Raw genomic sequence first — 26,585 nt, forward strand, 5'->3', positions numbered from 1 at the left:
CGCCCAAACAAAAAGCCAGGCATCAGCCTGGCTTCTTGTTGGTACGGCGGCCCCTGCCTTACAGGATATGCCGCCCGATCCACCATGCGATCGCCGCCATGAAGGCCGACGCCGGGATCGTCAGCACCCAGGCCCAGACGATATTGCCGGCCACGCCCCAGCGCACCGCCGACATCTTCTGCGCCGAGCCGACGCCGACGATGGCGCCGGTGATGGTATGCGTGGTCGATACCGGCACGCCCAGCGCCGAGGCAAAGAACAGCGTAATCGCCCCGCCCGTCTCGGCGCAGAAGCCGCCGACCGGCTTGAGCTTGGTGATCTTCTGGCCCATGGTGCGCACGATCCGCCAGCCGCCGAACAGCGTGCCCATGCCGATGGCCACGTAGCAGCTGACGATCACCCAGGTCGGCGGCTGGCCGCCGGCGACCACATGGCCGCTGGCAATCAGCAGCATCCAGATGATGCCGATGGTCTTCTGCGCGTCATTGCCGCCGTGGCCCAGGCTGTACAGCGAGGCCGAAACCAGCTGCAGCCGGCGGAACCAGCGGTCCACCCGCGACGGCGGCGTGCGGAAGAAGGTCCAGCCCACCATCACCATCATCAGCGAACCGAGCAGGAAGCCCAGCAACGGCGAGACCAGGATGAACGCCACGGTCTTCAGCAGGCCGCTGCCCACCAGCGCGCCCGTGCCGGCCTTGGCCACCGCCGCACCCACCAGCCCGCCGATCAGCGCATGCGACGACGACGACGGGATGCCGTAATACCAGGTGATGACGTTCCAGGCGATCGCCCCGACCAGGGCCCCGAATATCACGTAGTGGTCGACGATATTGACGTCGATGGTGCCGGTCCCCACCGTGGCCGCCACCTTCAGGTGAAAGACAAAGATTGCGACGACGTTGCACATCGCCGCCATTGCCACCGCATGGTGCGGCTTGAGCACGCCGGTGGACACCACCGTGGCGATCGAGTTGGCCGCGTCGTGGAAGCCGTTCATGAAGTCGAACAGCAGCGCGAGCGCCACCAGCAAGGCGATCACCCACAGGCTCATTTGTATGGTCTGCATGCCGATTGCCGCCTCAGGCGTTTTCCAGGACGATGCCTTCGATGATGTTGGCGACGTCCTCGCACTTGTCGGTGATCGTCTCGAGCTGTTCGTAGATGGCCTTCAGCTTGATCAGGCGCTTGACGTCGGTCTCGTCGCGGAACAGCTTGGACATCGCCGAGCGCATCACGCGGTCGGCTTCAGATTCAAGCTGGTCGATCTGCTGGGCGGTCTTCAGGATGGTGCTGGCATTGCCCATGTCCTCGAGCAGGCCCACCGCGATCTTGACCTGGTCGCAGCACTGCACGCAGATGGCCGCCAGGCGCAGCGCTTCGTCGGTCAGGTTGGTCACGTCGTACAGCGAGATAGTCTCGGCCACGTCTTCCATCAGATCCAGGATGTCGTCCATGGTCGTGATGAGCTTGTGGATCTCGTCGCGATCCAGCGGCGTGATGAAGGTCTTGTGCAGCAGGTCGATGGTGTCGTGCGTGATCCGGTCGGCCTTCTTTTCAGTGGCCTGGACGCGGCGGGCATGGGCCTCGGCGTTGGGCAAGTCGTTGACCAGTGCCTGGAGCTCATGGGCGGCGGTCACCGCGCAGTCGGCATGCTGGTTGAAATATTCGAAGAACTTGCCCTCCGTGGGCATGAATCGGCCGAACATGGAATGTTCCTTGTGGCAGCGTGGTGACGCTGCTGATTGTGTTGCAGGATTGAGCGGACGCGTTGCATGACAGTCGCGGGTGGCGACTGTCATCAAAGCGCAATATTTTACAGGGTTACTGGGACATTGCCCGCGAATTTGGCGCAAACAAGACGGCGCCGCACGGACGATTGCAGGCTGGCTTGACTTCGTCAGGTATCGTTGTCGAAGAAAGCCGGGCCGCCGCTGAAGTTGTCGAACTTGGTGAACTGGCCCAGGAAGGTCAGGCGCACCGTGCCGATCGGGCCGTTACGCTGCTTGCCGATAATGATCTCGGCCGTGCCCTTGTCCTGGGAGTCTGCGTTATAGACTTCGTCGCGGTAGATGAACAGGATCACGTCGGCATCCTGTTCGATAGCGCCGGATTCGCGCAGGTCGGACATCACCGGACGCTTGTTGGGACGCTGTTCCAGGCTTCGGTTCAGCTGCGACAGTGCAATCACCGGACAGTTGAGTTCCTTGGCCAGACCCTTGAGCGAACGGGAGATTTCTGAAATCTCCGTGGCGCGGTTCTCGCCGCCGCCCGAACCTGACATCAGCTGGAGGTAATCGATGATGATCAGGCCAAGCTGCCCGCACTGGCGCGCCAGGCGCCGCGAACGGGCACGCAGCTCCATCGGGTTCAGCGCCGGGGTTTCGTCGATGAACAGCTGGGTGTCGTTCATGCGCTGGATCGCATGCGTCAGCCGCGGCCAGTCTTCATCCAGCAGGCGGCCAGTGCGCAGCCGGTGCTGGTCGAGGCGGCCTACCGAGCCGAGCATACGCATGGCCAGCTGGGTGCCCGCCATTTCCATCGAGAACACTGCCACCGGCAGGCCCTGCTCCACTGCCACATGCTCGCCGATGTTCAGCGAGAACGCGGTCTTGCCCATCGACGGGCGGCCGGCCACGATGATCAGGTCGCCCGGCTGCATGCCGCTGGTCATCTTGTCCAGGTCGATGAAGCCGGTCGGCACGCCGGTGACGTCGGTGGTGGAATCGCGGTGGTACAGCTCGTCGATGCGCTCGACCACCTGGGTCAGCAGCGGCTGGATTTCCTGGAAACCCTTCTGGCCGCGCGAGCCTTCTTCGGCAATCGCAAAAACCTTGGACTCGGCCTCATCCAGCAGCTCGCGCACCTCGCGGCCCTTGGGCGCGAACGCGGCCGAGGCGATATCGTCGGCCGCCGTCACCAGCTTGCGCAGCACCGAGCGCTCACGCACGATCTCCGCGTAGCGGCGGATATTGGCCGCGCTGGGCGTGTTCTGCGCCAGCGAATTCAGGTAGGCCAGCCCGCCCACCTCCTCGGCCTTGCCGGCGACCTGCAGCATTTCATAGACCGTGATCACGTCGGCCGGCTTGGTGGCCGAGATCAACCGGGCGATGCTCTGGAAGATCATCCGGTGGTCAAAACGATAGAAATCCGCCTCGGAAATGAAGTCCGCAATGCGGTCCCAGGCGGCGTTGTCCAGCAGCAGGCCACCCAGCACCGATTGCTCGGCTTCGATGGAATGCGGCGGGACTTTGAGGTTCTCGAGTTGGGGGTCGGCGACGGGCGCGTTCATGGGGAGGCATTATAACGGCGGGAGGACGCACTTCGCCGGACATTTGGCGACCGGGCAGGCAAAGACAAGCGGGCAACAAAAAAAGGCAGGAGCCGGGGCTCCTGCCTTTTTTGCTTGCGGTGCTTCAGCCGGCGCAGCGCGCCGGCAAGGCGGCACGTCCTTAGACGCTCTCACCCACGACCGACACGGTCACGTCGACCACGACGTCCGTGTGCAGCGCAACGCTGACCGGGTGGTCGCCCACCATCTTCAGCGGACCGTTCGGCATGCGAACCTGGGCCTTTTCCAGCTTGAAGCCTTGGCCAGCCAGGGCTTCAGCGATGTCGGCATTGGTCACGGAACCGAACAGGCGGCCGTCCACACCCGACTTCTGGCTGATCTGGACGCTCAGGCCGCTCAGCTTCTCGCCTTCGGCTTGCGCGGCGGCCAGCTTCTCGGCAGCGGCCTTTTCCAGCTCGGCGCGCTTGACTTCGAATTCGGCGATCGCGGTTTGCGTAGCACGGCGGGCCTTCTTGCCCGGGATCAGGAAGTTACGGGCGTAACCGTCCTTCACCTTGACGATGTCACCCAGGTTGCCCAGGTTGATGACTTTTTCCAGCAGAATAATTTGCATCGTATTCTCTCCTTAACGGACCTATGGCCTGATCAGTTCTTGTGCAGGTCGGTGTACGGCATCAGCGCGAGGAAACGCGCACGCTTGATGGCCGTATCCAGCTGACGCTGATAGTGAGCCTTGGTACCGGTCAGGCGGGCGGGCGTGATCTTGCCGTTGTCGCCGATGAAGTCCTTCAGGGTGTCCAGATCCTTGTAGTCGATCTGTTCCACGCCAGCCACGGTGAAGCGGCAGAAGCGCTTGCGCTTGAACAGCGGGTTCTGTTGCTGGAAGCGCTTCTTGTTCTTGTTGTCACGTTTGACGAATGCCATGATTCAATCCTTTTCGAATGCTTTACATCCAGTGATGTGAAAGACGAGAGCCTTGCTGTTGCGGTGCCTGCGGGCCAGGAATCCTTCGCAGTCGAGCAGCGTGCCGAGCGGTAAGCGCTCCAGACGCTGGCCAACCTGTCCGACCCCCATCGCTGAGATTGCAAACTCGACCTGCCGCGGCGTTTGCGCCTCGACGGCCTCGCCGCTGTACTGCAGGATGCAGTTCACGACGGGGACCCCGGCCGGGGTATAGCGCAGGGCATCGCGTTCCGCCAGGGTGGCGGCAAGCCGAAGCTGGTTCAACGCGGGACCTCTTGCTGGTTGCAATCCATGCTGCCGTGGCCGACGCTGTCAGCCATGGCGCGCACCGCAGTCCGCACTCAGGCGGCCTGGCCTTCGGTGGTCGTTTGCGCGGCCTTGCGGGCTTCTTCGCGCTGCACTTCCTTCATCATCGGCGAAGGTGCGGTCTCGGCCTTCTTGGTCTGCACGATCAGGTGGCGCAGGACGGCGTCGTTGAACTTGAACGCGTGTTCCAGTTCAGCCAGCGTTTCCTTGCCGCATTCGATGTTCAGGCAAACGTAGTGAGCCTTGGCCAGCTTCTGGATCATGTAAGCCATCTGGCGACGGCCCCAGTCTTCCACGCGGTGAACGTTGCCGTTCTGCGAGGTCACGAGCTGCTTGTAGCGCTCGATCATGGCCGGCACTTGTTCGCTCTGGTCCGGATGGACGATGAAGACGATTTCGTAATGACGCATTGACGCTCCTTTTGGATTAGCCACCCGGGCGTCACGAGTCCGGTGTGGCAAGGTTGAATAGCCTTACATTATAGCGCGCATGGCGGCAAGTGCGCAAGCCGCTGATTACACAGGCAAATCAGTACACAGGCAAATCAGGCGTTGGCAAACACGGCCTGCAGCCTTGCCGGATCCCGCGCCAGGCCTGAGTCGGCTGCCAGCGCCAGGGCCAGCAGCACGCGCGCCTTATAGGGATTGAGGTCCGTTGCGGAAACAAAAGCTCCATCCGTCGGGCTGAGCTGGCGCGGAATCGCCACATGGCCGGCCCCGGTGCGGGAACTGCGCACCACGGCCACCCCCGCGGCAGCGGCATCGGCCAGCGCCCCGGCCAGCACCTCATGCACCGAGCCATTGCCGGCGGCAGCCACCACCAGCCCGGCTACACCCGCGCGGACCAGCGCATCCACTGCCACCCTGCCCGGCTGCGCGTAGCTCGCCACGATCTCCACCATCGGCCACGCCGCCGGCATCGGCCCGATCACCCAGGCCGCGCGTGGCGCGCGGGCGAAGCGCACGTAGTCGTCCTGCACGAAACCCAGCGGCCCGCAGGCCGAGACAAAGGCATCCACCGCCGATGTGTGGGCCTTGGCCACATCCCGCGCAGCGTGGATCTGCTGGTTCAGCACCACCAGCACACCCTTGCCGCGCGCATCGGGATGAGCGGCCACGCGCACCGCATCCAGCAGGTTCAGCGGCCCATCGGCCGACAGCGACGTCGACGGCCGCATTGCCGCTGTCATCACCACGGGCACCGGACACGATTGCGTCAGGTGCAGCGCCATCGCAGTTTCTTCCAGCGTATCGGTGCCGTGGGTGATCACGATGCCAGCCACGTCGGGCTGCGCGGACCAGTGCTCAACCCGCGCCGCCAGCGTTTGCCAGAGCGTGAAGGTCATGTCCTTGCTGTCGACCTGGGCCACCTGCTCGGCCTCGATGCGAGCCGCCGACTGCAGCGCGGGCACCGCTGCCAGCAACGACGACACCGGCACGGTCGCCGCCTGGTAGCGTGCGCTGCTGGCAGAGTTTCCGGCCGCGCCAGCAATGGTGCCGCCGGTGGCCAGTACGACGATGCGAGGCAATTGGGTCATGGAGCGCGCAAAGAAAGTGGAAAGGCAGGAATGGCGATTGTAACGGGCGCGCCCCGCCTCGCCGCGGCTCTCGCCGGTGATCCGCATTCCGTCCATGAGACACGCCCCAAAAATTCTGCTTGCGCTCAGGCCGATACTGTATAAAATCACAGCATACTGTTTAAACATACAGTGCCCGGTCAGACGGATGCAGGATAAAGGATCGACCGATCCTCTTACCCGAAACCCCGCGACCCCGCACGGAACGGCGATCCCATGGCGACCCTGACACCCCGGCAGCAGCAGATTTTCGATCTGATCCGCAACACGATCCGCCGCACCGGCTTTCCGCCCACGCGCGCCGAAATCGCCGCAGAGTTTGGCTTCTCCTCGCCCAATGCCGCGGAAGAACACCTGAGGGCGCTGGCACGCAAGGGCGTGATCGAACTGACCCCGGGCGCTTCACGCGGCATCCGCCTGAAGGTGGCACGCAGCGATTCGGAAATGCCCGACCAGTTTTCGTTGCCGATGGCCGGCGTGATGCAGTTGACGCTGCCGCTGGTGGGCCGCGTTGCTGCCGGCAGCCCGATACTCGCCGCCGAGCATATCGACCGCCAGTACCAGGTCGACGCCTCGGTCTTCGACGAACGCCCCGATTACCTGCTGCGAGTGCGCGGCCTGAGCATGCGCGATGCCGGCATCCTCGACGGCGACCTGCTGGCCGTGCGCCGCGCCAGCGAAGCCGCCAACGGCAAGATCGTGGTGGCGCGCCTGGGTGATGACGTGACCGTCAAGCGCCTGCAGCGGCGCGGTGGCCATATCGAACTGATCGCAGAAAACCCGGACTTCACCAACATCATCGTGGAGCCTGGCGAGGAGTTCTCGCTGGAAGGCATCGCCGTCGGGCTGATCCGATCTTCCGGCTTCTAGCCGGGCACCGCAGGCCAACCGCCTGCGCGGGCCCACCCGCTTCCATTGCTTTGCAGACGCCGCCCGGCTTGCCGGGTGTTGACCCCGCTTTGCCTAAAAGAGGTGCCACCATGCCGCAAATCCACCAAGTCGCCGCCCGTCGCCCGGTCAAGCCCGTGCCGTTCCGCCAGAGCAAGGGCGTACGCGTCTACCAGGGTACGCAGCGCCGCACCATGGTCGGCAGCATGGCGGCGATCTGCCGCATGCTTGAACTCGAAACCGCCGAAAAGCTGGCCGCCTGAAATCTGCCGGCTGTCTCCGAGCAGCTGCGGGCGCCGCCCTCAGCTACGCGGCGCACACGCCTTGGCTTCGGCTTCCAGCTCCGTCGGCGTCAGCTGCGGGAACCACGTATCGCTCTTGCGCAGCTCCAGCGCCGTACCATCCGGCTTCGCCGTCAGCGAAATCAGATAGGCGTATTGGTATTCACCGCCAGACGTGGTCTGGCCGATGCGGATCTCGGTCTGGCTCTTCGCCGGATAGTTGACGACCGCGGCGTCATCGCCCAGATTGTTGCGCAGGCATTTCGCAACCTCACCCATCTTGGCGGGCGTGAACAAGCGCATCGGCGCACGCGCGCGAATGTCCTTTTCAGAAGTGCCGGTGGCACACCCTGCCACCATGGCTGCCATCGCTACGCCAACCGCTGCCGCTCGAACAGACATACCGCCCCTGGGAAATGCAGAACGGCGCCCTCGCGAGGCGCCGTTCTGGGAAATGCTTTGGGGTGGCTGATGGGACTCGAACCCACGACGACAGGAATCTCAATCCCGGCATCAATCGCCATTTTCCCCTTTGGAATCAACGCTTTCGGCCTCGTTTTTTTCCCCATGAACGCTCAATTTTTCACAAGCATTCATGCGGCTTCTACGGGTGCCGTGGGAAAAATTGTAACCCGTGCGAGCCCCATGCGCCACCTCAATTTTTGGCCCGCAAACGGCGCCCCTTGCCTGCAGCAACCCCCGAGACATACCCGACCACCACCGGCGCAAACTTTCCGTAGCCCGCCTTGTACGCGGCTTTTTTGCATGATTTTTGCATGGCGGAGCAAGGAGGGGATGACCACTGTGGCCGAGATCTGGCGGAAAGAAGCAGTGATCTAAAGCGTGCCGGAGACCGCCGGCGTCATGGCTTACACCACGCCGCCATCCGGGATCGAGCGAGCCGAAACAGATCGGGAATCGTCGTTGTGCTTAATGATCTCGGCCATCTCCGCGCGCGAGACATCCACGATGTCGTCAAGCTCAAGCCCTTCTGCATACGTAAGCGCCTCTTCACCGCGCGCAATATGAAAAATCGTGCCCCGCCAGCTGTCCACGCCGTCCCCGGGACCGGATAGGCGGATGCCAAACTCGACATCCTGATCAAGGACGCGAACGGTCACTAGATCTCCCACGTCAACTTGAATACCGTCAACCGCGTATTCTCGGGCCACGACTATCACGGGCCGTTGCGTGTAGCCTCTGGCGAATATCGCTTGCATTTTTCGCTCCCGCTGAGCATCGCCCCAAACTGCAGAGGCAACCGGGACATCCACGACAGGCGTGGGACCGCTTGTTCCTGCGCTTTGACTGCAATGCATCGAGCTCGCTACACTGCGACGGCGAGGTACAGCCCGCCCAGAATGAGCAGCCCAGCAACCAGCGCGAAGTAATAGCGCGCGCCGTGCACGGGGAGTTCTGGGTGGCCGGGTAGGTGAGAAACGTGGCGCTTCATCGCGGTTAGCGTGCAGAAGACTGAGTTAAGCATAGGCCTCTGAGAACAGGAACGCCATGTTGGCACCGGCGCCTGCCGACGGCTCGAATACACCCTCCCTTCGATCTCTCGACCCGACCGAGGGCTTTTTTGCACGGATCGGCGGTTTTGCACAACGTATAGCGCGCTTTCCTGACACGAATGCGCCTCTGACCAGCTATTTGCCATCTCCATCCACGAAGGTAGGAGGTTGCCCGACATCGAGTTCGACTCATCGCACCTACAACGAAGACATGCCCCAACCAAGGAGGTGCATTAATGTCTGTCAATACCGTCCAGGTTGTGCTGACCGAAGAATCCCGATGGGCCGTAGAAACCGATGATCCAAGCGGCACGCGTGTAACCTATCCCTCCCGCGGCGCAGCGATTGCCGCAGGCGTTCAAATGGCAATGGCGCAGGATGCCGTCCTCACGATCCATGGCCTGGAAAACGAGCCAAGTGAGATCGATTTTCGCGATTGCGACGCGAGCGCGCTCACTTGCATCCGTGATGCCGATTAAGGTCATGCCCTCAGTTGGATTCTAAGCGGGCGGTCCTGCGACACGCCTGCCTCCACTTCGGGCCCTCGCCACCCTGATCGAGGGCTTTTCTTTTGCCAGACAGGCCCGATTGAGCACCTGTCCAACATGGATTGCTCATGTGTAGGCCCTAGACTCGAATTGCATACTGATGCGGGGTCCCAAAATGCGACACGTTCACATCATGCCGCATCTCGGCCATTGGGACATCTGTCGAGACGGCAGTCCGAATGTCCCGTTCACTACGAAAGCGGACGCCGTCCATGCCGGCTGGACAGCCGCCTGTGCCGAACGCGTCGATCTCTACGTTCACAGGCTAGACGGGACAATGCACCGGTACTTGAGCCGGGTCGATGGAACCAATCCAGAGCGCGACGAAGAATAGCGCCGGCATGCTTGCTGGGAAGAAACGCCTGATCGTCTCGTCTGGGTCGCCGGCGGCTAGCGCGTTGCCGAGTTGGTCGACGGCGATCAGCACGTTTCAGAAGTAGCGCTTCATCACTCCCCTCCTTCGCGGGGCGGCCAGCAGCGAACTCGCCGGCCAGCCGGCCGCGCAGACCCTTCGGCGCCCCTTTCAACATCCGATCTGCGCTCGGCGTCGCCATCTGCTTGACGCGGCTCTGCAACTGGCGCCCGTTGATCAGGATGGGTGATTCGGGTTCTTTTCGTTCCAGCTATTCAGCCAGGCTGCCGCCCGGTCCTGAATGCCCTTGTCGCGCTCGGCCAGGCCGCGCGACCAGAGATCCAGGATGTCGGCTTGCGTGTTCTGCACCAGGGCGATGTCCTGGCGCGTCGGCATGCGGCGGCGGGTGAGTACCGACATCGACAACGGCGGCTCGGCATTTCCCATGTCGTTCAACAGGGACTACCCGAACGAGATAGTTGGCGGCATGACCCTTCGCGACTACTTCGCCGCGAAGGTTGTCGTTGGCGATGAAATCGGCGTCCGCTATGCGGAGCAACTGCTCGGCCGCGCCATGCCTGACTACGCCGCCCACCCGCTAGCCAACGCGATCTTCTGGGCTGATGCGCGTGCCCGCCTCCGCTACATCGAGGCCGACGCCATGCTCGCCGCTAGGGAGGCAGCATGACAACCCTGAAGGCATACGAGGTCCACTTCGCCGCCATGGACATCCGCCCCGCAGCGATCACCACGAAGCTCGAGCGCAGGTCCGCCGACGCCTACGACTTCGCGGCACACGCCAACCCATCGACCACCCACCGTCACTACGATCGGCGCAAGGTCAAACGGGCAGCAGCAACAGAATAAGGGAGCAGAAAACAGAAACGGCACCAGTGGCGCCGTGGGGAAATTCCGCATCATGGGACGGTTAGAAAGCCCGTAAGGCCTTGATGCGAAAGAAAATTTGGGGTGGCTGATGGGACTCGAACCCACGACGACAGGAATCACAATCCTGGACTCTACCAACTGAGCTACAGCCACCGTAGAGGTCATCAGCGTGTTTCGTTGCTGATCGACGAAAACCAAGATTATACAAACAGTTTGCCGGAATGGCTAGTATTCCGCACAATTTTTTTGAGAGAAAAGCTCAGGTTCTGGACGGGCTCCACTTTGCTTCAAGCAGCACTGCCTGCTTGATGGCTTCGACGGTCTCCGCTTCGGTATCGAACTGCCCCAACAGGCGGCGCGACTTGCCGTTCAGCACGGCTTCCTGCAACGCCTTGCCAGCAGCTTCCGAAGTGCCGGGATGCCAGCAGTAGCGTGCCGTCCATTTGCCGTCCTGCAGTTGCTCGGCAACCCAGATCACCCTGAAGTCTTCATAGACAACGCCGAACGGCGCTTCGTTTTCCACGTTTTCTTTTTCCACGCTGCTCCCCCTGCCGGCTCGGTCCGCATGCCATGCCTTGTCTCGCCTGGGGCTATGCGAGGGATCGTATCACGGCCGCCGACCAGGGCGCCCGCCCAGCGCTGGCACCTTCGCGCCTGCCGCTGATTCGCTCGCGGAAATATGCTGTGCACAGCCCCTACCTCTGCAGGGTTCATGCCGCAAATGCGCGAAGCGATACTTGTGCCTGAGGGACATTGACCCCCCTCGACCTTCCCGTCAGGCGGCCCGCCCCATCGGGCCGCCTGCCTCTTTTTGGCCACCCTGCCTTCTCATTGTCGTGGCGCCAGCACCTGGCGAAGGAACCTCACGAGCATCTGAGAGCCCAATCGACGTCATCGACAAAATCGACACGTCTACGAACGGCAGGAAACGGGAATGCAAATCAAGTGTAGATGGCCAGCGCGGATTCTTGCGCTGACGGCATTGGCGGCCACCTTGCTCGGCGGATGCGCTGGCGGCGGGGTCGACGGCAGGGAATCGAGCATCACGACGTACGGCACGCTGGACGTAGGCATCAGCCATACGCGCTAGCCTGCTGGCGTGACCGATGGAACTCTTTACGGGGACAACCGTCTAATCCCCTCGTCGGCGCAAGCAAAGCGAGCGCGCAAAAAAAGAGTCCGCAACGCGGACTCTTAAATTTAGCGATCTCAAATGCCCTGAAGGCGGTTGCACTGTAACTGTCATGCTGGGAATGCACCATTCGGGTAAACGAAGAGCAAGAAGCCTGGCGTAGCAACAAGAGTACTGCGACGAAAAAAAAGCCCGCCGAAGCGGGCTAATAATCAGTTGAAGAAAGCCCTGTATTCGAGGGCAGGCACAGTGTATGAAAGTGCCTTGCCTCAGCGAATTAGGGGAATCCCTTTCCTGGCGCCGGTTTCCGGGCGATCAGGCATTGCAAGTGCGGCGCGCGGTACCCCCGCGCAGCCATGCACATTTTCACGATTCTGAGTTAGAGCGCGGCCTCGGCAGAACGCGCAGCCCACGCTCGCTTACGCGGCCAGAGGCTCTTGTGCCTGCGGCCGCAAGTGCGCGCGCGCCTCTTCGAACAGTGCATCCACATCGGCTCGCGTGCGTGCCGCATTCATGCGCTTGGCATCCGACAGCACGCGGCGCCAGCCACGCCCGCCCGCGATGCCACGATGCAGGCCAAGCATGTGGCGCGTGACCGCGCCCATATAGCCCCCCCGCTCCACCAGGTCACCGATATAGCGCTGCATCGCCAGCTCGACATCGAGCCGCGACGGCGCCGGCGCACTCGCATCGCCATAGAAGCGCGCATCCATTTCGGCCAATACATAGGGCTGATGGTATGCCTCGCGACCGATCATCACGCCATCGACGTGCTCGAGGTGGGCCGCCACCTCGTCATAGCTGACGATGCCACCGTTGATCAGGATCTCCAGCTCAGGAAACTCCTGCTTCAGCTGGTACGCCACCTCATAGCGCAGCGGCGGAATCTCACGGTTTTCTTTCGGGCTCAGGCCCTTCAGGATCGCATTGCGCGCGTGGACGATAAACGTGCCGCAACCCGCCTCGGCCACCCGGCCGACGAAATCACGAACAAAATCGTAGTGCTCGATCTTGTCGATGCCGATGCGATGCTTGACGGTGACCGGGATATCCACCGCATCGCGCATCGACTTGACGCAGTCGGCCACCAGTTGCGGCTCGGCCATCAGGCACGCGCCGAAGGCCCCGCGCTGCACGCGCTCGGACGGGCAGCCGCAGTTCAGGTTGACTTCCGCATAGCCCCACTGCTGCCCCAGCCTGGCCGCCATGGCAAGATCTGCCGGCTCGCTGCCGCCCAACTGCAGCGCGACCGGGTGTTCGGCCGCATCGAAGTCCAGGTGGCGCGGGACGTCGCCATGCAGCAGCGCGCCGGTGGTCACCATCTCGGTGTACAGCCAGGTGTGGCGGCTGAGCTGGCGGTGGAACATGCGGCAATGGCGGTCGGTCCAGTCCATCATCGGGGCCACGGATACCCGGCGCGGGCTTGCAGCAGCGATCTTCCCTTGATAATCAGTCATTTCACAACGATCCGCCTGGACCGATATTCCTACTTAGAAAAACTCAAAAACTGCCTCGTCAGCCTGCCGGGAAACGGCAAGTTCGCTGATGAGCGGAAGCGCTTGAGTTTACCATCGAGGGCAGATCGAGATCGATCGAAGCAACACAGGTGCACTCGCGATGCTGAAACGGCTCCTTGGCATCACTCCACGTGCACGGCTTAACTGGGCTATAGAAGACGTGCAGCACAGATAACATGCACATTCGGACTGCGCTGATTGATTCCCGAAGCCCTCTGCGTGCAAATGGGAACGTGCGCGCCCGCCCCTGACAGGGGCCCCGCACCACCGCGCGGCAGGATGATTTTCAACACTGGGAAATTACAAGCATCTTCAACAGAGCTGCCTGCATTCTCAGGCTCATCAACATCAAGGCCGGGCGATGGCCGGGCTGTACGACAGCCTGGGGAACCCGGCGCATTGGGTTGCAGCCACGCCGGGGACAAACGTGTTTGGCCGAAGCAATTTCACGATCCACGGCGGAAGCTACCCTGGCTCTGCAGGTTGCATCGACTTCACCAGTTCAATGAACTCCTTTGCCAAGGAGTTTTTGTACTATGCGAAAGACATGGAACTGGAAGTTCGCTATTAAGGCTGTCGGTTCCGGCATCCTCGGTCTCGTCGCCATGCTGATGCTTGTAGAGATACGGGGAGCCTGGACAGGCCCTGAAAACTATCCGTTCGGCGGCCAAGGACCATCTGCGGCGATGTGGGCATATCAATCACAGGCGAACTACCTGCTGTCGTGCTTCGCACTCCTGCTTGGTTGCTCACTTGCAATTTGGGCGTTGCTGGCAATGAACCGCAGCATTTGGCTGCGCTGGCTGGCCGGGATGCCGGTGCTTCTCCTCTGGGCATGGATGGCACTCGATGGTTCTCGACTCGACCTCTGAACGTTCGCTGACAGGAGCCGGGGCGGATGCGCACGCCTTCGTAACCTGACACGTCCCCCCAAACCGCGGTTACAGGCTACCGCGTCGAGGTTCACAGCGCCCGGCCCCCGCAGTATCACCGCGGCGCAGTCCGCTCGATCCAGCCTGCAAACGTCGTCAGAAATTTGCCGAGAAAGCCCTTGGTCGATTCATTGGCGATCCCGCCCTGCTCATCAAACAGCTTGTCGACGCCGCTGATATACGCCTCAGGCTGCTGCAGCATCGGGACATTGAGGAACACCATCGACTGGCGCAGGTGCTGGTTGGCACCGAAGCCACCGATGGCGCCGGGCGAAGCGCTGATGACGGCGCCAGGCTTGCCGTCCCAGACGCTGCTGCCGTAGGGCCGCGAGCCCACGTCGATGGCGTTCTTCAGCGGCGCGGGCACGGAGCGGTTGTATTCCGGGGTCACGAACAACACGGCGTCGGCGCGGCGGACGCGGTCGCGGAACGTGGTCCAGGCCTGGGTAGGTTTGTCGTCCAGGTCCTGGTTGTACAGCTGCAGCTCGCCGATCTCGACAATCTCCAGCTTGAGTTGCTGCGGCGCCAGCGCGATCAGCGCCTTGGCCAGTTTGCGGTTGTATGACTCCTTGCGCAGGCTTCCCACCAGTACAACGACATCACGAGGATTACTCATTGCGGCTCCTTTGACTGTGTGGACGGAATGACGCGGACGGCGCACGCGGCCAGGGTTGGCCTGGCCGCGTGCGCCGGTCCAGCCGTCACTCTACCCGAGTCGGCGCCGTTACGCCCTGCGCAGCGGATGTCAGGCAGTCTTGCCGAGCGACGCCAGCGGATGTTCCTCGGCGCGCCACGGGCTGTCGAAGAACGACAGCACCTTCTCGCGGCTGACATCATCAAGCCGCGCATGCTGCCAGCGCGGCTTGTGGTCCTTGTCGACAGCCAGTGCGCGGATGCCCTCGACACCGTCGCCGTTGCGGAACACGTAATGCATCATGTCCAGTTCCATGCGCAGCTCGTCTTCGAGCGACATGCTGCGCGCACGGCGGATCTGCTCCAGCGTCACGCACAGCATCAGTGGCGAGCGGCTGCGCAGCATGGCGGCGGTCTGCGCGGCCCAGTCGCCCGGGGCGTCGCTGACGGCGGCGAGGATGTCCGGCATGGTGTTGCCCGCGAACAGGCTGTCGATCTGCGCCGACAACCCGGCCAGCGTGCTTTGCGCCGGCACGCAGTCATCGCGGTGCGCAGCGGTAAAGCCTTCGATGTGCGCCAGCACGGCGTCGCCGCTGGCAAACTGCTGCGTGCGCAGCGAATCGACCAGCTCGGCCAGCCGGTTGCCCGGCAGATAGGCGTCGGCCAGCCCGGCGTAGAGTGCGTCGGCGGCATGGATCACGGTGCCGGTCAGCCCCAGGTACTCGCCGATGCGGCCCGGCGTGCGCGCCAGGAACCAGCCGCCGCCCACATCCGGGAACAGGCCGATATTGGTTTCCGGCATCGCCATCTTGGTGCGATCGGTGACCAGGCGCAGCCGCGCCCCTTGCGAGATGCCCATGCCGCCACCCATCACCACGCCGTCCATCAGTGCGATATAGGGCTTGGCATAGCGGTGGATCAGGAAGTTCAGCGCGTATTCTTCGACAAAGAACTGGTCGAGCAGCGGATCGCCTTCGTGCGCAGCCTTGTGGAAATAGCGGATATCGCCCCCGGCGCAGAAGGCCTTGCCGCCGGCACCGGCAACCACCACGGCCGCCACCTCGGGTGCGGCGGCCCAGGTCTGCAGCGCCTGGGTGATGGCGCGGATCATGTCGAGCGACAGGGCGTTGAGCGCCTGCGGGCGGTTCAGCGTCAGGTATCCGATGCCACCGCGGACCTCGGTCGTGACGAATTCAGTCATGTCGTACTCCTCCAATGCAACTCGCGATTTTACGCCAGTCGCATCGGCAAGCGCACCCCTGTGGGCAGCTTGCTGCGCATGTGCAGTCACTGCGCATGCGCCCGGCACCGTCACGCCAGCCGGAACGTCGCCACCAGCGAGGTCAGGCGCTGCGCCTGGTCTTCGAGCGATGCCGCCGCGGCGGCCGCCTGCTCCACCAGCGCCGCATTCTGCTGCGTCATGCTGTCCATCTGCGACACCGCCACGTTGACCTGCTCGATGCCGTTGGACTGCTCGTCCGAGGCCGCGCTGATATCGCCGATGATGGCCCTGACACGCTGCACCGCGTCGACGATGTCCTGCATCGCCCGACCGGCGTCATCGACCAGCCCCGAGCCCTCACGCACATTGGCCACCGAGGCGCCGATCAGCGCGCGGATCTCCTTCGATGCGCCGGCGCAGCGCTGCGCCAGGTCGCGCACATCGCCAGCCACCACGGCAAACCCCCGGCCGTGCTCGCCGGCACGCGCGGCTTCCACGGCCGCGTTCAGCGCCAGGATATTGGTCTGGAACGCAACCTTCTCGATCACGTCGATGATGTCGACGATCTTGCCCGAGCTGGCATCGATCGATTGCATGACGTTGACCACGCGCAGCACGGCCTCGCTGCCGCGCTCGGCCAGGCTCGCGGCATCCGTTGCCAGCCCGCGGGCCTCGCGCGCGCTGTCGGCATTCTGGCGCACGGTACTGGTCAGTTCCTCCATGCTGGAGGCGGTCTCTTCCAGCGAGGCCGCCTGCTGCTCGGTACGCTGCGACAGGTCGGCGTTGCCGCTGGCGATCTGCTTGCTGGCCGAGGCAATCGAGTCCGCGCCGCCACGCACGTCGCCCACCATGGCCACCAGGCTGGCCTGCATCCGTCCTAGCATGCCGAGCATGCGCGCGGTCTCGTTGCGCGCCGACTCATCGGCCAGCACCTCGCCGCCGGAAGCGGCGACGCTCAGGTCGCCACCCGCGATCTTCTCGAAACGCCCGATCGCAGTATCCAGCGGCTGCACGATCGAACGGCGCAGGCGCCATGCCACCACGGTGCTGAATGCCAGGCCCACTGCCAGCACGCATGCCGACAGCGCGAACAGGTTGCGATAGCGTTGCTGCGATGCCTCGTAGACCTGCTTGGCGCTGGCCACCTGCAGCTTGTTCAGTTCGGCATTGACGGCGGTGAAGGCGATGTCGAGCTGCGGGATGGTTTCGAGCACGGCCTTCATCACGCCATCGCGGTCGCCGGCATGCAGCGCAGTGATCATCGGCGCGACACCCTGCTTGAAGAGCGCATCGCGCCTGGCGGTGACATCCCCCACCGCCCTGGCTTCGTCAGCCGAGCGCGGCAAGGCGAGATAGGCCTGCCAGGCCTTCTCTGAATCGCGCGCAAAGCCTTCCGCGGTCGCGGCGCGCGCCTTGGCATCGGCGGGGTCCGTGGCGAAGGTCGCCTGGTCCAGCAGTACGCGCACCAGCAGCTGGTTCGAACGCGCTTCGGCCAGGTTGACCGCGGCCGACAGCTGCTGCCCATAGATCTGGTGCGTCGCCTCGTTGCTGCGCGACATGCCGAGCCAACCCACTGCGCCGACAATCAACAACAACAAGTTTGTGACGATGGTGAGGAACCACAATCTGGCTCCGATGGTAGTGTTCTTGAACATGAAGGCTCCGGGGGAAGAGGAATCGGGGAAATCGGGAGCGCGAGCCGCGCCGCCGCCCTGTTCAACTACGGCACGCTGGCTGCGTCCTTTACCGGTATTCACCACCTTCACACGCGTGACAGAATTGCGTGGCAGTACAGCAATCCACCATGTGGCGGATGCGCCGCGAGACCCCGCGCAGCGCCGTTTGGAGGAACCCCTCGTGGCAATTCCATGCGGAATATGCAAACTGGCGGCATGAACACTGAATCTCTCGATCCCGGACTGGTGCTGCTGGCCTTTGCGCCAGTGTTCCTGCTGACCATCGGCGCCGAGGCCTGGTACTGGGCCCGCCGCGACCCGACCGTCTACAGCCTGCGCGACACCGTATCCAACGCAGCGCTGGCGCTGATGCACCAGGCCTCGGATGCGTTCTTCCTCTGGCTGATGATCCGCACGGTCTATACCTGGTGCTACCAGCACGGCCTGCGCCCCATGCCCGAGACCCTGTGGTCATTCGCGCTGCTATTGCTGCTGCAGGACTTTCTCTATTACTGGTTCCACCGCGCCAGCCACCGCGTGCGCTGGCTGTGGGCTTCGCACGTGACGCACCATTCGTCGGAAGGCATGAATTTCTCGACGGCGTTCCGACAGAGCCTGACGTATCCGCTCTCAGGCATGTGGCTGTTCTGGATTCCGCTGGCATGGATCGGCTTCACGCCGGACTGGGTGATCCTGGCGGTCGGCGTGAACCTGGCCTTCCAGTTCTTCGTGCATACGCGGCTGGGGCAACGCTGGCAGCTGATCGAGTCGCTACTGAATACGCCATCGGTCCATCGCGTCCACCATGCGAAGAACCCGCAGTACATCGACCGCAACTACGCCGGTGTGCTGACGATCTGGGACCGCCTGTTCGGCACCTTCGTCCCCGAGCATGAGGCCCCGGTGTACGGCATCACCCGCCAGGTGCGCACCCATAACCCGCTGACGCTGACCTTCCACGAATGGCGCGACATGTTCGCCGATGCCTGGCGCGACCGCGACCTGCGCTACCTGTGGAAGCCGCCCGAGTGGCGCAGCCCGCGCGCACCGGCACTGGAGCCGCTGCCCGGCACGCAATAAAAAACCGCGCCTTCGGGGCGCGGTTTTTTATTGCCGGCGTCAGCGCTTATGCGCCTTCGCGGGAAGCACGCTTGCGCTCGTGCTCCTTCAGGTGGCGCTTGCGCAGGCGGATGCTCTTGGGCGTGAGCTCGACCAGTTCGTCGTCGGCGATGAATTCCACCGCATATTCGAGCGACATCTGGATCGGCGGCACCAGGCGCACGGCTTCGTCTGTACCCGAAGCACGAACGTTGGTCAGCTGCTTGCCCTTGATCGGGTTGACCACCAGGTCGTTGTCGCGGCTGTGGATGCCGATGATCATGCCTTCGTACAGCGCATCGCCCGGCTTGACGAACATGCGGCCACGGTCCTGCAGCTTCCACAGCGCGTAGGCCACGGCGTCGCCGTCGTCCTGCGAGATCAGCACGCCGTTGTGGCGCTCGCCCAGGCCGCCCTCGCGCACCGGCGCGTAGTCGTCGAAGATATGGCTGATCAGGCCGGTGCCGCGCGTCAGCGTCATGAACTCGCCCTGGAAACCGATCAGGCCACGGGCCGGGATGCGGTATTCCAGGCGGGTACGGCCCTTGCCGTCCGACGCCATGTCGAGCAGTTCGCCCTTGCGGCGGCCCAGCTCTTCCATCACGCCGCCCTGGTGGCTGTCTTCGACGTCCACGGTCAGCAGTTCGTACGGCTCGCACTTGACGCCGTCGATTTCCTTGAACACCACGCGCGGACGCGACACGGCCAGCTCGTAGCCTTCGCGGCGCATGTTTTCCAGCAGGATGGTCAGGTGCAGTTCACCGCGGCCAGACACTTCAAAGATGGTGTCGTCGCCGGTATCGGCCACGCGCAGCGCCACGTTGGACTTCAGTTCGCGGTCCAGGCGCTCGCGCAGCTGGCGGCTGGTCACGAATTTGCCTTCACGGCCGGCCAGCGGCGAGGTGTTGACGCAGAAGTTCATGGTCAGCGTCGGCTCGTCCACCTTCAGCATCGGCAGCGCGTCCTGGGCCTCCGGCGCGCACACGGTGCAGCCGATACCCAGTTCTTCGATGCCGTTGATCAGCACGATGTCGCCGGCTTCGGCCTCGGACACGATCTCGCGCTCCAGGCCCTGGAACTTCAGCACCTGGTTGATGCGGCCCTTGATCGGGTTGCCTTCCGGGCCGAACTTGACCACCACGTCCTGCAGCGGACGGGCGCGGCCACGCGAAATGCGGCCCACGCCGATCTTGCCGACGTAGCTGGAGTAGTCCAGCGAGATGATCTGCAGCTGCAGGGGGCCGTCCCGATCGTCGTCACGCACCGGCACCTTGTCCAGCACGGTCTCGAACAGCGGCTTCATGTCGCCGTCGCGCACGTCTTCGGTCAGGCCGGCAAAGCCGTTCAGGCCCGAGGCGTAGATCACCGGGAAGTCGAGCTGCTCGTCGGTGGCGCCCAGCTTGTCGAACAGGTCGAAGGTCTGGTTGATGACCCAGTCCGGGCGCGCGCCCGGGCGGTCGATCTTGTTGACCACCACGATCGGCTTCAGGCCCAGCGCCAGCGCCTTGCGCGTGACGAAGCGGGTCTGGGGCATCGGGCCCTCGACCGCGTCGACCAGCAGCAGCACGCCGTCGACCATCGACAGCACGCGCTCCACTTCACCGCCGAAGTCGGCGTGGCCCGGGGTGTCTACGATATTGATATGGGTGCCGTTGTACTCGACGGCACAGTTCTTCGCGAGAATCGTGATCCCGCGTTCCTTTTCCAGGTCGTTCGAGTCCATCACCCGCTCGGCGACTTGCTGGTTGTCGCGGAAGGTGCCTGCCTGGCGCAGGAGCTGGTCGACCAGGGTGGTCTTGCCATGATCGACGTGGGCGATGATGGCGATATTTCGGATGGCGCGGGTCATTGCTGCGTCTCGCTTTGGAGAATCTGAGGTAACCCAACATTCTAGCATGTTGCAGCGCAAGACGCGTTGATCGGAACCGCCACTTACCGAATGAATATCATTGCGAAAAGTGGAATAACCAATTTCCGTTCTTGCTTATCGTTAAACGTGAACATATATTTGCCTCAGCAAAGATTGCAAAGGCAAAGATGTCACGGCTCCCTTCCTCCGATCAACCAGCCGAATCCACGGCCGGCCTGTTCGATCCCGCCCAGTACCAGATGTGCGACAGCGTCGGCTACCTGATGCAGCGCGCCAGGAACATGCTGGCGCACGGGGTCGAGCAGGAAGTCAGCAGCCTGGACATCACGCAGGCACAAGCCAGCTGCCTGATGATGCTGGCGACCGGCCGCGCCTCGACCGTCACCGACCTGGGCCGCGAACTGAATACCGACATGGGCTCGGTCACGCGCCTGCTCAGCCGCATGGAAAAGCGCGGGCTGATCGAACGCCGGCGCCGCGACGCCGACCGCCGCGTGGTCGACCTGTCGGTCACGCCACAGGGCCAGGAACTGGTGGAACGGCTGCCCGCCATCTTCTGCAAGGTGCTTGCCCACCACTTCCGCGGTTTTTCCGAGGATGAGATCCAACTGCTGCGCAGCATGCTGCGACGGATCATCGAAAACAACAGCGGGTAGCGGGCGTGCCTGCCGGCTTCCGGCAAGCCAGAACGTCCGGTCAACCGGACCCCGCAACAGCCCGTAGAAAAAAACAGCATGGCTCCGGCAACGGAGCGTCATCATGAAACCAGCTCTCACTCCCCAAGCCTCCCAGCCAGCCCGCACAAGCGCGCTCGTGCGCCGCGCCGGCACACTGGCGCTGACCGCCGTGGCCGTGGCGGTGCTGGCCGGCTGCGCGGCCCTTGGCAATTCGCACAGCACGCAGACCGTGGCCGACCCGGCCACGATGGCCACCTCGCAGACCTTGCCCGACGAGCATGGCCAGTGGCCCTCGCAGGATTGGGTCGCGCAGTTCAAGGACCCCCAGCTGAGCGCCCTGGTCGATGAGGCGGTCAAGGACAACCCGAGCCTGCAGGCCGCGTTCGCCCGCGTGGAAGCCTCGCGCGCCATGGCCGATGCCACCCGCAGCGCGCTCTATCCGCACCTTGAGTTCGAAGGCAGCCTGATCCGCCAGCGCTTCTCCGAGAAAGACCTGTTCGAAGGCACCCCGCTGGCGGGGTCGTGGCAGAACCAGTCGCGCCTGCAGGTGGGCCTGTCCTATGACTTCGATTTCTGGGGCAAGAACCGCGACGCGCTCGAAGCCGCGCTCTCCGACGACCGCGCCGCCGAGGCGGAAAGCCAGGCCTCGCGCCTGATCCTGGCCACCTCGATCGCCCGCAACTACGCCCGCCTGGCTGCGCTGTATGCCCAGCACGACGTGGCAGAGCGCGCCATCGCCCAGCGCAGCGACCTGACCGAGCTGTCGCGCCAGCGCCTGGCCGCCGGCCTCGACACCCAGGTCGAGACCACGCAGGCGCGCGGCACGGTGGCTGCTTCGCGCACCGACCTGCAGCGCGTCGACGAGGAAATCGCCCTGGCGCGCAACCAGCTTGCAGCGCTGCTGGGCAAGGGCCCGGACCGCGGCCTGCAGATCCAGCGCCCGGTGCTGCTGGCGCAGGCCACGCCGACGCTGCCCGACAACCTGACCATCGGCCTGCTGGGCCGCCGGCCGGACCTGGTGGCGGCACGCTGGCGCGTGGAGGCGGCGTCCAAGGACATCAGTGTCGCCAAGAAAGAGTTCCTGCCTGACGTCAGCCTGACCGCCTTTGCCGGCCTGGCCGCGCTGGATCCGTCCAACCTGCTGATGGGCGTCAGCCGCACCTTCGGCATCGGCCCGACCATCCGCCTGCCGATCTTCGAAGGCGGCAAGCTGCGCGCCAACCTGAAGGGCAAGTACGCCGGCTACGACATCGCCGTGGCCAACTACAACCAGGCCCTGGTCGATGCGCTGCGCGAGACCGCCGACACCATGACCAGCATCCGCAGCGTCGACAAGCAGATCCAGACCCAGCGCGAAGCGCTGGACCTGGCCGAGCACGCCTATGCGCTGGCCACCACCCGCTACAAGGCCGGCCTGGGCACGCAGCTGACCGTGCTGAACGCCGAGAGCAATGTGCTGCAGCAGCGCCGCCTGGCGACCGACCTGCAGGCGCGCCGGCTGGACCTGCAGATGGGCCTGATGAAGGCGCTCGGCGGCGGCTACGAGGAGCCAGCGGAAGGCCACGAGAGCGCGGGCCACGGACCGGCGCAGCAACAGCACAACACCCAGGCGGGCGCCCGCGGCTGATCCGCGCACCCAGTGATCGAAGACAAGATTATTCAGAAGACATCATGAGCAACAACCAGCAAGCGGCCGGCACCAACGCCCCCCAGCACCCTGCCCAGCAAGCGCCGGCCACCACCAACAACAACGGCAAGCGCAAGCGCATGCTGCTGTCGCTGACCGCGGCAATCGTGGTCGCCGGCATCGGCTATGGCGTTTACTGGGGCATGTACGCCCGCCACTTTGAAAACACCGACGACGCCTATGTCGCCGGCAACGTGGTCCAGGTCACGCCGCTGGTGGGCGGCACCGTGGTGTCGATCTCCGCCGACGACACGCAACTGGTCACCGCCGGCCAGCCGCTGATCCAGCTTGACCGCGCCGATTCGCAAGTGGCACTGGAACAGGCCGAGGCCCAGCTGGCACAGGCCGTGCGCGAAGTGCGCACGCTGTACGTCAACAACGGCTCGCTCGCCGCCAACGTGGCGCTGCGCGAAGCCGACGTGGCCAAGGCCCGCGACGACCTGCGCCGCCGCCAGGCCATCGCCGGCTCGGGCGCGGTCTCGAATGAAGAGATCTCGCATGCGCAGTCCGCGCTCAAGGGTGCGGAGTCGGCGCTGCTGGCCGCGCGCGAGCAGCTGGCGTCGAACAAGGTGCTGACCGACCAGACCACGGTGGAGAAGCACCCCAACGTGCAGCGCGCCGCCGCCAGCCTGCGCTCGGCCTACCTGTCGTTCGCGCGCTCGGCCATGCCGGCGCCGGTCACCGGCTACGTTGCCAAGCGCTCGGTGCAGGTCGGCCAGCGCGTGGCCGCCGGCGCGCCGCTGATGGCCGTGGTGCCGCTGGACCAGGTCTGGGTCGACGCCAACTTCAAGGAAGTGCAGATCACGCATATGCGCATCGGCCAGCCGGTGACGCTGGAAGCCGACGTGTACGGCTCCAAGGTGGAATACCAGGGCAAGGTCGCAGGCTTCTCGGCAGGTACCGGCTCGGCCTTCTCGCTGCTGCCGGCGCAGAACGCCACCGGCAACTGGATCAAGGTGGTGCAGCGCCTGCCGGTGCGCATCGCGCTTGACCCGCAGCAGCTCAAGGACCACCCGCTGCGCGTGGGCCTGTCGATGACCGTCAAGGTCGACGTGCGCCGCGAGGAAGGCGCCGCCATGGCCCCCGCCGCGCCGGCCAAGCCGATGCAGACCGATGTCTACGACAAGGTTGCGCAGGACGCCGACCAGCTGATCGCGCGCATCATCGCCGCCAACAACGGCGGCCGCAGCACCGGCCTGCCCTCGGCCAGCGCCGCCAACGCCAAGCCCGCCAACACCTGACCATGGCCATCTCCCCCTCCGCCGCGCAGTCCGGCGGCAGCCAGGCGCCGGCGCGGCCCGTCCGGCCGCTGGCACCGCAGCAGCCGCAGCCGCTGACCGGCGGCAAGCTGGTGGTCGGCACCATCGCGCTGTCACTGGCCACGTTCATGAACGTGCTGGACTCGTCGATCGCCAACGTATCGATCCCGGCGATTTCAGGCGACCTGGGCGTGGCGCCCAACCAGGGCACATGGGTCATCACCTCGTTTGCGGTGGCCAATGCGATCTCGGTGCCGCTGACCGGCTGGCTGACCACGCGCTTCGGCGCGGTGCGGCTGTTCATCACCTCGATCCTGCTGTTCGTGCTGGCATCGTGGCTGTGCGGCGTCGCTCCCAACCTCGAGACGCTGCTGGCCGCACGGGTCCTGCAGGGCGCGGTGGCCGGGCCGATGATCCCGCTGTCGCAGTCGCTGCTGCTGTCGAGCTATCCGCCGCAGAAGAGCACCATGGCGCTGGCACTGTGGGGCATGACCACGCTGGTGGCGCCGATCATGGGCCCGCTGCTGGGCGGCTGGATCTCGGACAACATGACCTGGCCGTGGATCTTCTACATCAACGTGCCGGTGGGCATCGTCACGGCCTATGTCACCTGGGCCATCTACAAGGACCGCGAAACCCCGACCAGGGTGCTGCCGATCGACCGCATCGGCCTGGCGCTGCTGGTGATCTGGGTGGGCTCGATGCAGCTGATGCTCGACAAGGGTAAGGAACTGGACTGGTTCCACTCGACCGAGATCGTGGTGCTGACGCTGGTGGCGATTGTCGGTTTCCTGTTCTTCCTGATCTGGGAAAGCCATGAGAAGCACCCGGTCGTCGATATCAGCCTGTTCAAGGGCCGCAACTTCAGCGCCGGCGTGGTCGCCATCTCCGTGGCATACGGGCTGTTCTTCGGCAACCTGGTAATCCTGCCGCTGTGGCTGCAGACGATTGTCGGCTATACGGCCACGGACGCGGGCATCGTGATGGCGCCGGTAGGGATCTTTGCGATCCTGCTGTCGCCGCTGATTGGCAAGAACCTGCCGAAAATGGATGCCCGCTGGGTGGCCACGGCCGCGTTCATCACCTTCGGCATCGTCAGCCTGATGCGCGCCGGCTTCACGACCCAGGTGGACACCCGCACGCTGATGATCCCGACCCTGATCCAGGGCGCAGCCATGGCGATGTTCTTCATCCCGTTGACCTCGATCATCCTGTCGGGCCAGCCGCCGGAAAGGATTCCGGCGGCGTCAGGACTGTCCAACTTCGTCCGGATCACGTTCGGGGCCATCGGCGCTTCGATTTCGACCACGCTCTGGGAAAACCGGACGGCGCTGCACCATGCGCAACTGGTGGAACAGGTCAACCCGTACAACCCGGCCTACCACGACCAGCTCAACCACCTGATGCAGATGGGCATGAGCCAGGCCCAGGCGATCGGCGTGATCGAGCGCAATATCACCCAGCAGGCGGCCATGCTCGGCGCCAACGATATCTTCTGGATCTCGGGGATGCTGTTCTTCGTGCTGATCGGCTTTGTCTGGCTGACGCGACCGGCCAAGGGCGGCGGCGGGTCGGCGGATGCGTTGGCGGCGCACTGACCCGCCCTATCCGGTTTTCAAGACATGGCCCCTGATCGGGGCCGTTTTTTTTTTGCTTCGCCGCCGGGTTGCCGCGCCGGGAATGCCCCCTTGTGTTCCTGTCTTCGTGCCTCTATTATTTGCGAACCGATTTATGGAACCTTGGTTCCTAAAAATGGAACCATAGCAAGTAACAGACATGCGGGGCGTGGAGCAGCGGAGTGAGCATTCTTGAAGGCGTGGAAAGCGTCCTGGACATGTTCGGGCATCACCGGCACGAGATCACTTTTAACGATGTCCTGGACGAACTTGGCCTTGCCAAGAGCTCGGCCTCGCGCCTGCTCGCCCAGATGGTGCGCTACCGCCTGCTGGAACTGCAGCCGTCCACGCGGCGCTACCGCCCTGGCGCGCTGCTGATCCGCGCCGCGCAGGCTGCTGCACAGGCGCATCCTTTCGACGAGCAATGCCGCGAGATCCTGGCCACGCTGTCCGATGCCACCGGCTTCACCGCCTACCTGTCGATGCTGGACGGCACCGACACCGTCGTGCTGCAACGCCTGAACGGAAGCAACCCGGTGCAGGTGCTGTCACCGCCCGGCGCACGCCGGCCGGCATTCACCACAGCGATGGGCCGGGTACTGCTGTCGCGCCTGCCCGAGCCTGAATTCAACTCGCGCTATGGCGCCGCCGGCACCCGCAA

30 protein-coding genes and 1 tRNA gene are annotated in these 26,585 nt (G+C 64.1%); 13 read left to right on the forward strand and 18 right to left on the reverse strand.

What is annotated here, in order from left to right:
- Window positions 1-58 precede the first annotated feature (58 nt).
- From AC3WRR_RS31565 to AC3WRR_RS31600, 8 genes are all read right to left on the reverse strand, one after another.
- Window positions 59-1,066 (reverse strand): inorganic phosphate transporter, encoded by a 1,008-nt coding sequence (locus AC3WRR_RS31565; protein WP_010809518.1) that lies wholly within the window; start codon window positions 1,064-1,066, stop codon window positions 59-61.
- 13 nt (window positions 1,067-1,079) lie between these two features.
- Complete coding sequence (locus AC3WRR_RS31570; RefSeq protein ID WP_010809517.1) at window positions 1,080-1,706, reverse strand: DUF47 domain-containing protein; 627 nt, start codon at window positions 1,704-1,706, stop codon at window positions 1,080-1,082.
- A gap of 191 nt (window positions 1,707-1,897) precedes the next feature.
- A complete protein-coding gene (locus AC3WRR_RS31575) occupies window positions 1,898-3,289 on the reverse strand; it encodes a replicative DNA helicase (RefSeq protein WP_010809516.1) in 1,392 nt (463 codons plus the stop codon).
- 160 nt (window positions 3,290-3,449) lie between these two features.
- A complete protein-coding gene (rplI, locus tag AC3WRR_RS31580) occupies window positions 3,450-3,902 on the reverse strand; it encodes a 50S ribosomal protein L9 (protein WP_010809515.1) in 453 nt (150 codons plus the stop codon).
- 32 nt (window positions 3,903-3,934) lie between these two features.
- Entirely contained in the window at window positions 3,935-4,213 is a 279-nt protein-coding gene (rpsR, locus tag AC3WRR_RS31585; RefSeq protein ID WP_006163606.1) for a 30S ribosomal protein S18, read from the reverse strand.
- Between the two features lie 3 nt (window positions 4,214-4,216).
- Window positions 4,217-4,516, reverse strand: coding sequence for a primosomal replication protein N (gene priB, locus AC3WRR_RS31590; RefSeq protein WP_010809514.1), 300 nt, complete (start codon window positions 4,514-4,516; stop codon window positions 4,217-4,219).
- A gap of 77 nt (window positions 4,517-4,593) precedes the next feature.
- Window positions 4,594-4,968, reverse strand: a complete 375-nt coding sequence (rpsF, locus tag AC3WRR_RS31595; protein WP_010809513.1) for a 30S ribosomal protein S6 — start codon at window positions 4,966-4,968, stop codon at window positions 4,594-4,596.
- 134 nt (window positions 4,969-5,102) lie between these two features.
- A complete protein-coding gene (locus AC3WRR_RS31600) occupies window positions 5,103-6,095 on the reverse strand; it encodes an asparaginase (RefSeq protein ID WP_492299094.1) in 993 nt (330 codons plus the stop codon).
- A 255-nt stretch (window positions 6,096-6,350) separates the two neighbouring features.
- Here AC3WRR_RS31600 and lexA point away from each other — a divergent pair, with 255 nt between their 5' ends.
- Together lexA and AC3WRR_RS31610 are read left to right on the forward strand one after the other, a co-directional pair.
- Window positions 6,351-7,004, forward strand: a complete 654-nt coding sequence (gene lexA / locus AC3WRR_RS31605; protein ID WP_013957143.1) for a transcriptional repressor LexA — start codon at window positions 6,351-6,353, stop codon at window positions 7,002-7,004.
- A 110-nt stretch (window positions 7,005-7,114) separates the two neighbouring features.
- A complete protein-coding gene (locus AC3WRR_RS31610) occupies window positions 7,115-7,285 on the forward strand; it encodes a hypothetical protein (protein ID WP_010809510.1) in 171 nt (56 codons plus the stop codon).
- A 39-nt stretch (window positions 7,286-7,324) separates the two neighbouring features.
- Here AC3WRR_RS31610 and AC3WRR_RS31615 read toward each other — a convergent pair whose 3' ends face one another.
- Together AC3WRR_RS31615 and AC3WRR_RS31620 are read right to left on the reverse strand one after the other, a co-directional pair.
- Complete coding sequence (locus AC3WRR_RS31615) at window positions 7,325-7,672, reverse strand: hypothetical protein (RefSeq protein ID WP_011615589.1); 348 nt, start codon at window positions 7,670-7,672, stop codon at window positions 7,325-7,327.
- A gap of 500 nt (window positions 7,673-8,172) precedes the next feature.
- On the reverse strand, window positions 8,173-8,523 hold the full coding sequence (locus AC3WRR_RS31620; RefSeq protein WP_011615590.1) for a hypothetical protein: 351 nt from the start codon (window positions 8,521-8,523) through the stop codon (window positions 8,173-8,175).
- A 530-nt stretch (window positions 8,524-9,053) separates the two neighbouring features.
- Between AC3WRR_RS31620 and AC3WRR_RS31625 the strand changes: the two genes are divergently transcribed.
- Together AC3WRR_RS31625 and AC3WRR_RS31630 are read left to right on the forward strand one after the other, a co-directional pair.
- Window positions 9,054-9,296: a DUF2188 domain-containing protein gene (locus AC3WRR_RS31625; protein ID WP_492299096.1), complete on the forward strand. Its 243-nt coding sequence runs from the start codon at window positions 9,054-9,056 to the stop codon at window positions 9,294-9,296.
- Window positions 9,297-9,498: 202 nt separating this feature from the next.
- Window positions 9,499-9,699, forward strand: a complete 201-nt coding sequence (locus tag AC3WRR_RS31630) for a DUF2188 domain-containing protein (protein WP_454750826.1) — start codon at window positions 9,499-9,501, stop codon at window positions 9,697-9,699.
- 255 nt (window positions 9,700-9,954) lie between these two features.
- Here AC3WRR_RS31630 and AC3WRR_RS31635 read toward each other — a convergent pair whose 3' ends face one another.
- Window positions 9,955-10,137, reverse strand: a complete 183-nt coding sequence (locus AC3WRR_RS31635) for a hypothetical protein (RefSeq protein WP_492299098.1) — start codon at window positions 10,135-10,137, stop codon at window positions 9,955-9,957.
- Here AC3WRR_RS31635 and AC3WRR_RS31640 point away from each other — a divergent pair.
- Both AC3WRR_RS31640 and AC3WRR_RS31645 read left to right on the forward strand, forming a co-directional pair.
- Entirely contained in the window at window positions 10,124-10,405 is a 282-nt protein-coding gene (locus tag AC3WRR_RS31640) for a hypothetical protein (RefSeq protein WP_492299100.1), read from the forward strand. The two genes, AC3WRR_RS31635 and AC3WRR_RS31640, sit on opposite strands and share 14 nt — an antisense overlap.
- On the forward strand, window positions 10,402-10,584 hold the full coding sequence (locus tag AC3WRR_RS31645) for a hypothetical protein (RefSeq protein ID WP_010809504.1): 183 nt from the start codon (window positions 10,402-10,404) through the stop codon (window positions 10,582-10,584). The genes AC3WRR_RS31640 and AC3WRR_RS31645 overlap by 4 nt, the downstream gene beginning before the upstream one ends.
- Window positions 10,585-10,682: 98 nt before the next feature.
- On the opposite strand, the gene AC3WRR_RS31650 is transcribed toward AC3WRR_RS31645, so the two are convergent.
- The 3 genes from AC3WRR_RS31650 to dusA form a co-directional block, all read right to left on the reverse strand.
- Window positions 10,683-10,758: transfer RNA gene (locus tag AC3WRR_RS31650), tRNA-His, on the reverse strand.
- 106 nt (window positions 10,759-10,864) lie between these two features.
- Window positions 10,865-11,143 (reverse strand): hypothetical protein, encoded by a 279-nt coding sequence (locus AC3WRR_RS31655; protein WP_011615592.1) that lies wholly within the window; start codon window positions 11,141-11,143, stop codon window positions 10,865-10,867.
- Window positions 11,144-12,156: 1,013 nt separating this feature from the next.
- A complete protein-coding gene (gene dusA / locus AC3WRR_RS31660) occupies window positions 12,157-13,194 on the reverse strand; it encodes a tRNA dihydrouridine(20/20a) synthase DusA (protein WP_492299102.1) in 1,038 nt (345 codons plus the stop codon).
- 596 nt (window positions 13,195-13,790) lie between these two features.
- Between dusA and AC3WRR_RS31665 the strand changes: the two genes are divergently transcribed.
- Window positions 13,791-14,126: a hypothetical protein gene (locus AC3WRR_RS31665; protein WP_492299104.1), complete on the forward strand. Its 336-nt coding sequence runs from the start codon at window positions 13,791-13,793 to the stop codon at window positions 14,124-14,126.
- A gap of 115 nt (window positions 14,127-14,241) precedes the next feature.
- Here the strand turns inward: AC3WRR_RS31665 and AC3WRR_RS31670 are convergent, their stop codons facing one another.
- The 3 genes from AC3WRR_RS31670 to AC3WRR_RS31680 form a co-directional block, all read right to left on the reverse strand.
- Window positions 14,242-14,802: an NADPH-dependent FMN reductase gene (locus AC3WRR_RS31670; protein ID WP_010809499.1), complete on the reverse strand. Its 561-nt coding sequence runs from the start codon at window positions 14,800-14,802 to the stop codon at window positions 14,242-14,244.
- A 129-nt stretch (window positions 14,803-14,931) separates the two neighbouring features.
- On the reverse strand, window positions 14,932-16,020 hold the full coding sequence (locus tag AC3WRR_RS31675) for an enoyl-CoA hydratase/isomerase family protein (protein WP_010809498.1): 1,089 nt from the start codon (window positions 16,018-16,020) through the stop codon (window positions 14,932-14,934).
- 110 nt (window positions 16,021-16,130) lie between these two features.
- Window positions 16,131-17,696, reverse strand: a complete 1,566-nt coding sequence (locus tag AC3WRR_RS31680; RefSeq protein ID WP_492299106.1) for a methyl-accepting chemotaxis protein — start codon at window positions 17,694-17,696, stop codon at window positions 16,131-16,133.
- Window positions 17,697-17,933: 237 nt separating this feature from the next.
- On the opposite strand from AC3WRR_RS31680, the gene AC3WRR_RS31685 reads away from it, so the two are divergent.
- On the forward strand, window positions 17,934-18,797 hold the full coding sequence (locus tag AC3WRR_RS31685; RefSeq protein ID WP_439670724.1) for a sterol desaturase family protein: 864 nt from the start codon (window positions 17,934-17,936) through the stop codon (window positions 18,795-18,797).
- A gap of 46 nt (window positions 18,798-18,843) precedes the next feature.
- On the opposite strand, the gene typA is transcribed toward AC3WRR_RS31685, so the two are convergent.
- Window positions 18,844-20,664, reverse strand: coding sequence for a translational GTPase TypA (typA, locus tag AC3WRR_RS31690; RefSeq protein WP_010809495.1), 1,821 nt, complete (start codon window positions 20,662-20,664; stop codon window positions 18,844-18,846).
- A gap of 188 nt (window positions 20,665-20,852) precedes the next feature.
- Between typA and AC3WRR_RS31695 the strand changes: the two genes are divergently transcribed.
- From AC3WRR_RS31695 to AC3WRR_RS31715, 5 genes are all read left to right on the forward strand, one after another.
- Window positions 20,853-21,341 (forward strand): MarR family winged helix-turn-helix transcriptional regulator, encoded by a 489-nt coding sequence (locus AC3WRR_RS31695; RefSeq protein ID WP_010809494.1) that lies wholly within the window; start codon window positions 20,853-20,855, stop codon window positions 21,339-21,341.
- 103 nt (window positions 21,342-21,444) lie between these two features.
- Complete coding sequence (locus AC3WRR_RS31700; RefSeq protein WP_011615597.1) at window positions 21,445-22,989, forward strand: AdeC/AdeK/OprM family multidrug efflux complex outer membrane factor; 1,545 nt, start codon at window positions 21,445-21,447, stop codon at window positions 22,987-22,989.
- Between the two features lie 44 nt (window positions 22,990-23,033).
- Complete coding sequence (locus AC3WRR_RS31705) at window positions 23,034-24,290, forward strand: HlyD family secretion protein (protein ID WP_011615598.1); 1,257 nt, start codon at window positions 23,034-23,036, stop codon at window positions 24,288-24,290.
- Window positions 24,291-24,292: 2 nt separating this feature from the next.
- On the forward strand, window positions 24,293-25,906 hold the full coding sequence (locus AC3WRR_RS31710; RefSeq protein WP_010809491.1) for a DHA2 family efflux MFS transporter permease subunit: 1,614 nt from the start codon (window positions 24,293-24,295) through the stop codon (window positions 25,904-25,906).
- 200 nt (window positions 25,907-26,106) lie between these two features.
- Window positions 26,107-26,585: IclR family transcriptional regulator (locus tag AC3WRR_RS31715; protein ID WP_492299109.1), on the forward strand; the 479-nt coding region annotated here is incomplete at its 3' end.

The sequence above is a fragment of the Cupriavidus sp. FW305-3-2-15-C-LB2 genome (assembly GCF_058787575.1).

Bases quoted from the DNA above. Each gene is read 5' to 3' on its own strand.
- AC3WRR_RS31710 (WP_010809491.1), top strand. From the start codon at position 24,293: ATGGCCATCTCCCCCTCCGCCGCGCAGTCCGGCGGCAGCCAGGCGCCG.
- rpsF (WP_010809513.1), bottom strand. From the start codon at position 4,968: ATGCGTCATTACGAAATCGTCTTCATCGTCCATCCGGACCAGAGCGAA.
- AC3WRR_RS31665 (WP_492299104.1), top strand. From the start codon at position 13,791: ATGCGAAAGACATGGAACTGGAAGTTCGCTATTAAGGCTGTCGGTTCC.
- AC3WRR_RS31630 (WP_454750826.1), top strand. From the start codon at position 9,499: ATGCCGCATCTCGGCCATTGGGACATCTGTCGAGACGGCAGTCCGAAT.
- AC3WRR_RS31615 (WP_011615589.1), bottom strand. From the start codon at position 7,672: ATGGCAGCCATGGTGGCAGGGTGTGCCACCGGCACTTCTGAAAAGGAC.
- AC3WRR_RS31625 (WP_492299096.1), top strand. From the start codon at position 9,054: ATGTCTGTCAATACCGTCCAGGTTGTGCTGACCGAAGAATCCCGATGG.
- AC3WRR_RS31705 (WP_011615598.1), top strand. From the start codon at position 23,034: ATGAGCAACAACCAGCAAGCGGCCGGCACCAACGCCCCCCAGCACCCT.
- AC3WRR_RS31700 (WP_011615597.1), top strand. From the start codon at position 21,445: ATGAAACCAGCTCTCACTCCCCAAGCCTCCCAGCCAGCCCGCACAAGC.
- typA (WP_010809495.1), bottom strand. From the start codon at position 20,664: ATGACCCGCGCCATCCGAAATATCGCCATCATCGCCCACGTCGATCAT.
- AC3WRR_RS31685 (WP_439670724.1), top strand. From the start codon at position 17,934: ATGAACACTGAATCTCTCGATCCCGGACTGGTGCTGCTGGCCTTTGCG.
- AC3WRR_RS31570 (WP_010809517.1), bottom strand. From the start codon at position 1,706: ATGTTCGGCCGATTCATGCCCACGGAGGGCAAGTTCTTCGAATATTTC.
- lexA (WP_013957143.1), top strand. From the start codon at position 6,351: ATGGCGACCCTGACACCCCGGCAGCAGCAGATTTTCGATCTGATCCGC.
- AC3WRR_RS31670 (WP_010809499.1), bottom strand. From the start codon at position 14,802: ATGAGTAATCCTCGTGATGTCGTTGTACTGGTGGGAAGCCTGCGCAAG.
- rplI (WP_010809515.1), bottom strand. From the start codon at position 3,902: ATGCAAATTATTCTGCTGGAAAAAGTCATCAACCTGGGCAACCTGGGT.
- AC3WRR_RS31680 (WP_492299106.1), bottom strand. From the start codon at position 17,696: ATGTTCAAGAACACTACCATCGGAGCCAGATTGTGGTTCCTCACCATC.
- AC3WRR_RS31600 (WP_492299094.1), bottom strand. From the start codon at position 6,095: ATGACCCAATTGCCTCGCATCGTCGTACTGGCCACCGGCGGCACCATT.
- AC3WRR_RS31620 (WP_011615590.1), bottom strand. From the start codon at position 8,523: ATGCAAGCGATATTCGCCAGAGGCTACACGCAACGGCCCGTGATAGTC.
- AC3WRR_RS31695 (WP_010809494.1), top strand. From the start codon at position 20,853: ATGTCACGGCTCCCTTCCTCCGATCAACCAGCCGAATCCACGGCCGGC.
- AC3WRR_RS31635 (WP_492299098.1), bottom strand. From the start codon at position 10,137: ATGTCGGTACTCACCCGCCGCCGCATGCCGACGCGCCAGGACATCGCC.
- AC3WRR_RS31645 (WP_010809504.1), top strand. From the start codon at position 10,402: ATGACAACCCTGAAGGCATACGAGGTCCACTTCGCCGCCATGGACATC.
- dusA (WP_492299102.1), bottom strand. From the start codon at position 13,194: ATGACTGATTATCAAGGGAAGATCGCTGCTGCAAGCCCGCGCCGGGTA.
- AC3WRR_RS31565 (WP_010809518.1), bottom strand. From the start codon at position 1,066: ATGCAGACCATACAAATGAGCCTGTGGGTGATCGCCTTGCTGGTGGCG.
- AC3WRR_RS31575 (WP_010809516.1), bottom strand. From the start codon at position 3,289: ATGAACGCGCCCGTCGCCGACCCCCAACTCGAGAACCTCAAAGTCCCG.
- AC3WRR_RS31610 (WP_010809510.1), top strand. From the start codon at position 7,115: ATGCCGCAAATCCACCAAGTCGCCGCCCGTCGCCCGGTCAAGCCCGTG.
- rpsR (WP_006163606.1), bottom strand. From the start codon at position 4,213: ATGGCATTCGTCAAACGTGACAACAAGAACAAGAAGCGCTTCCAGCAA.
- AC3WRR_RS31675 (WP_010809498.1), bottom strand. From the start codon at position 16,020: ATGACTGAATTCGTCACGACCGAGGTCCGCGGTGGCATCGGATACCTG.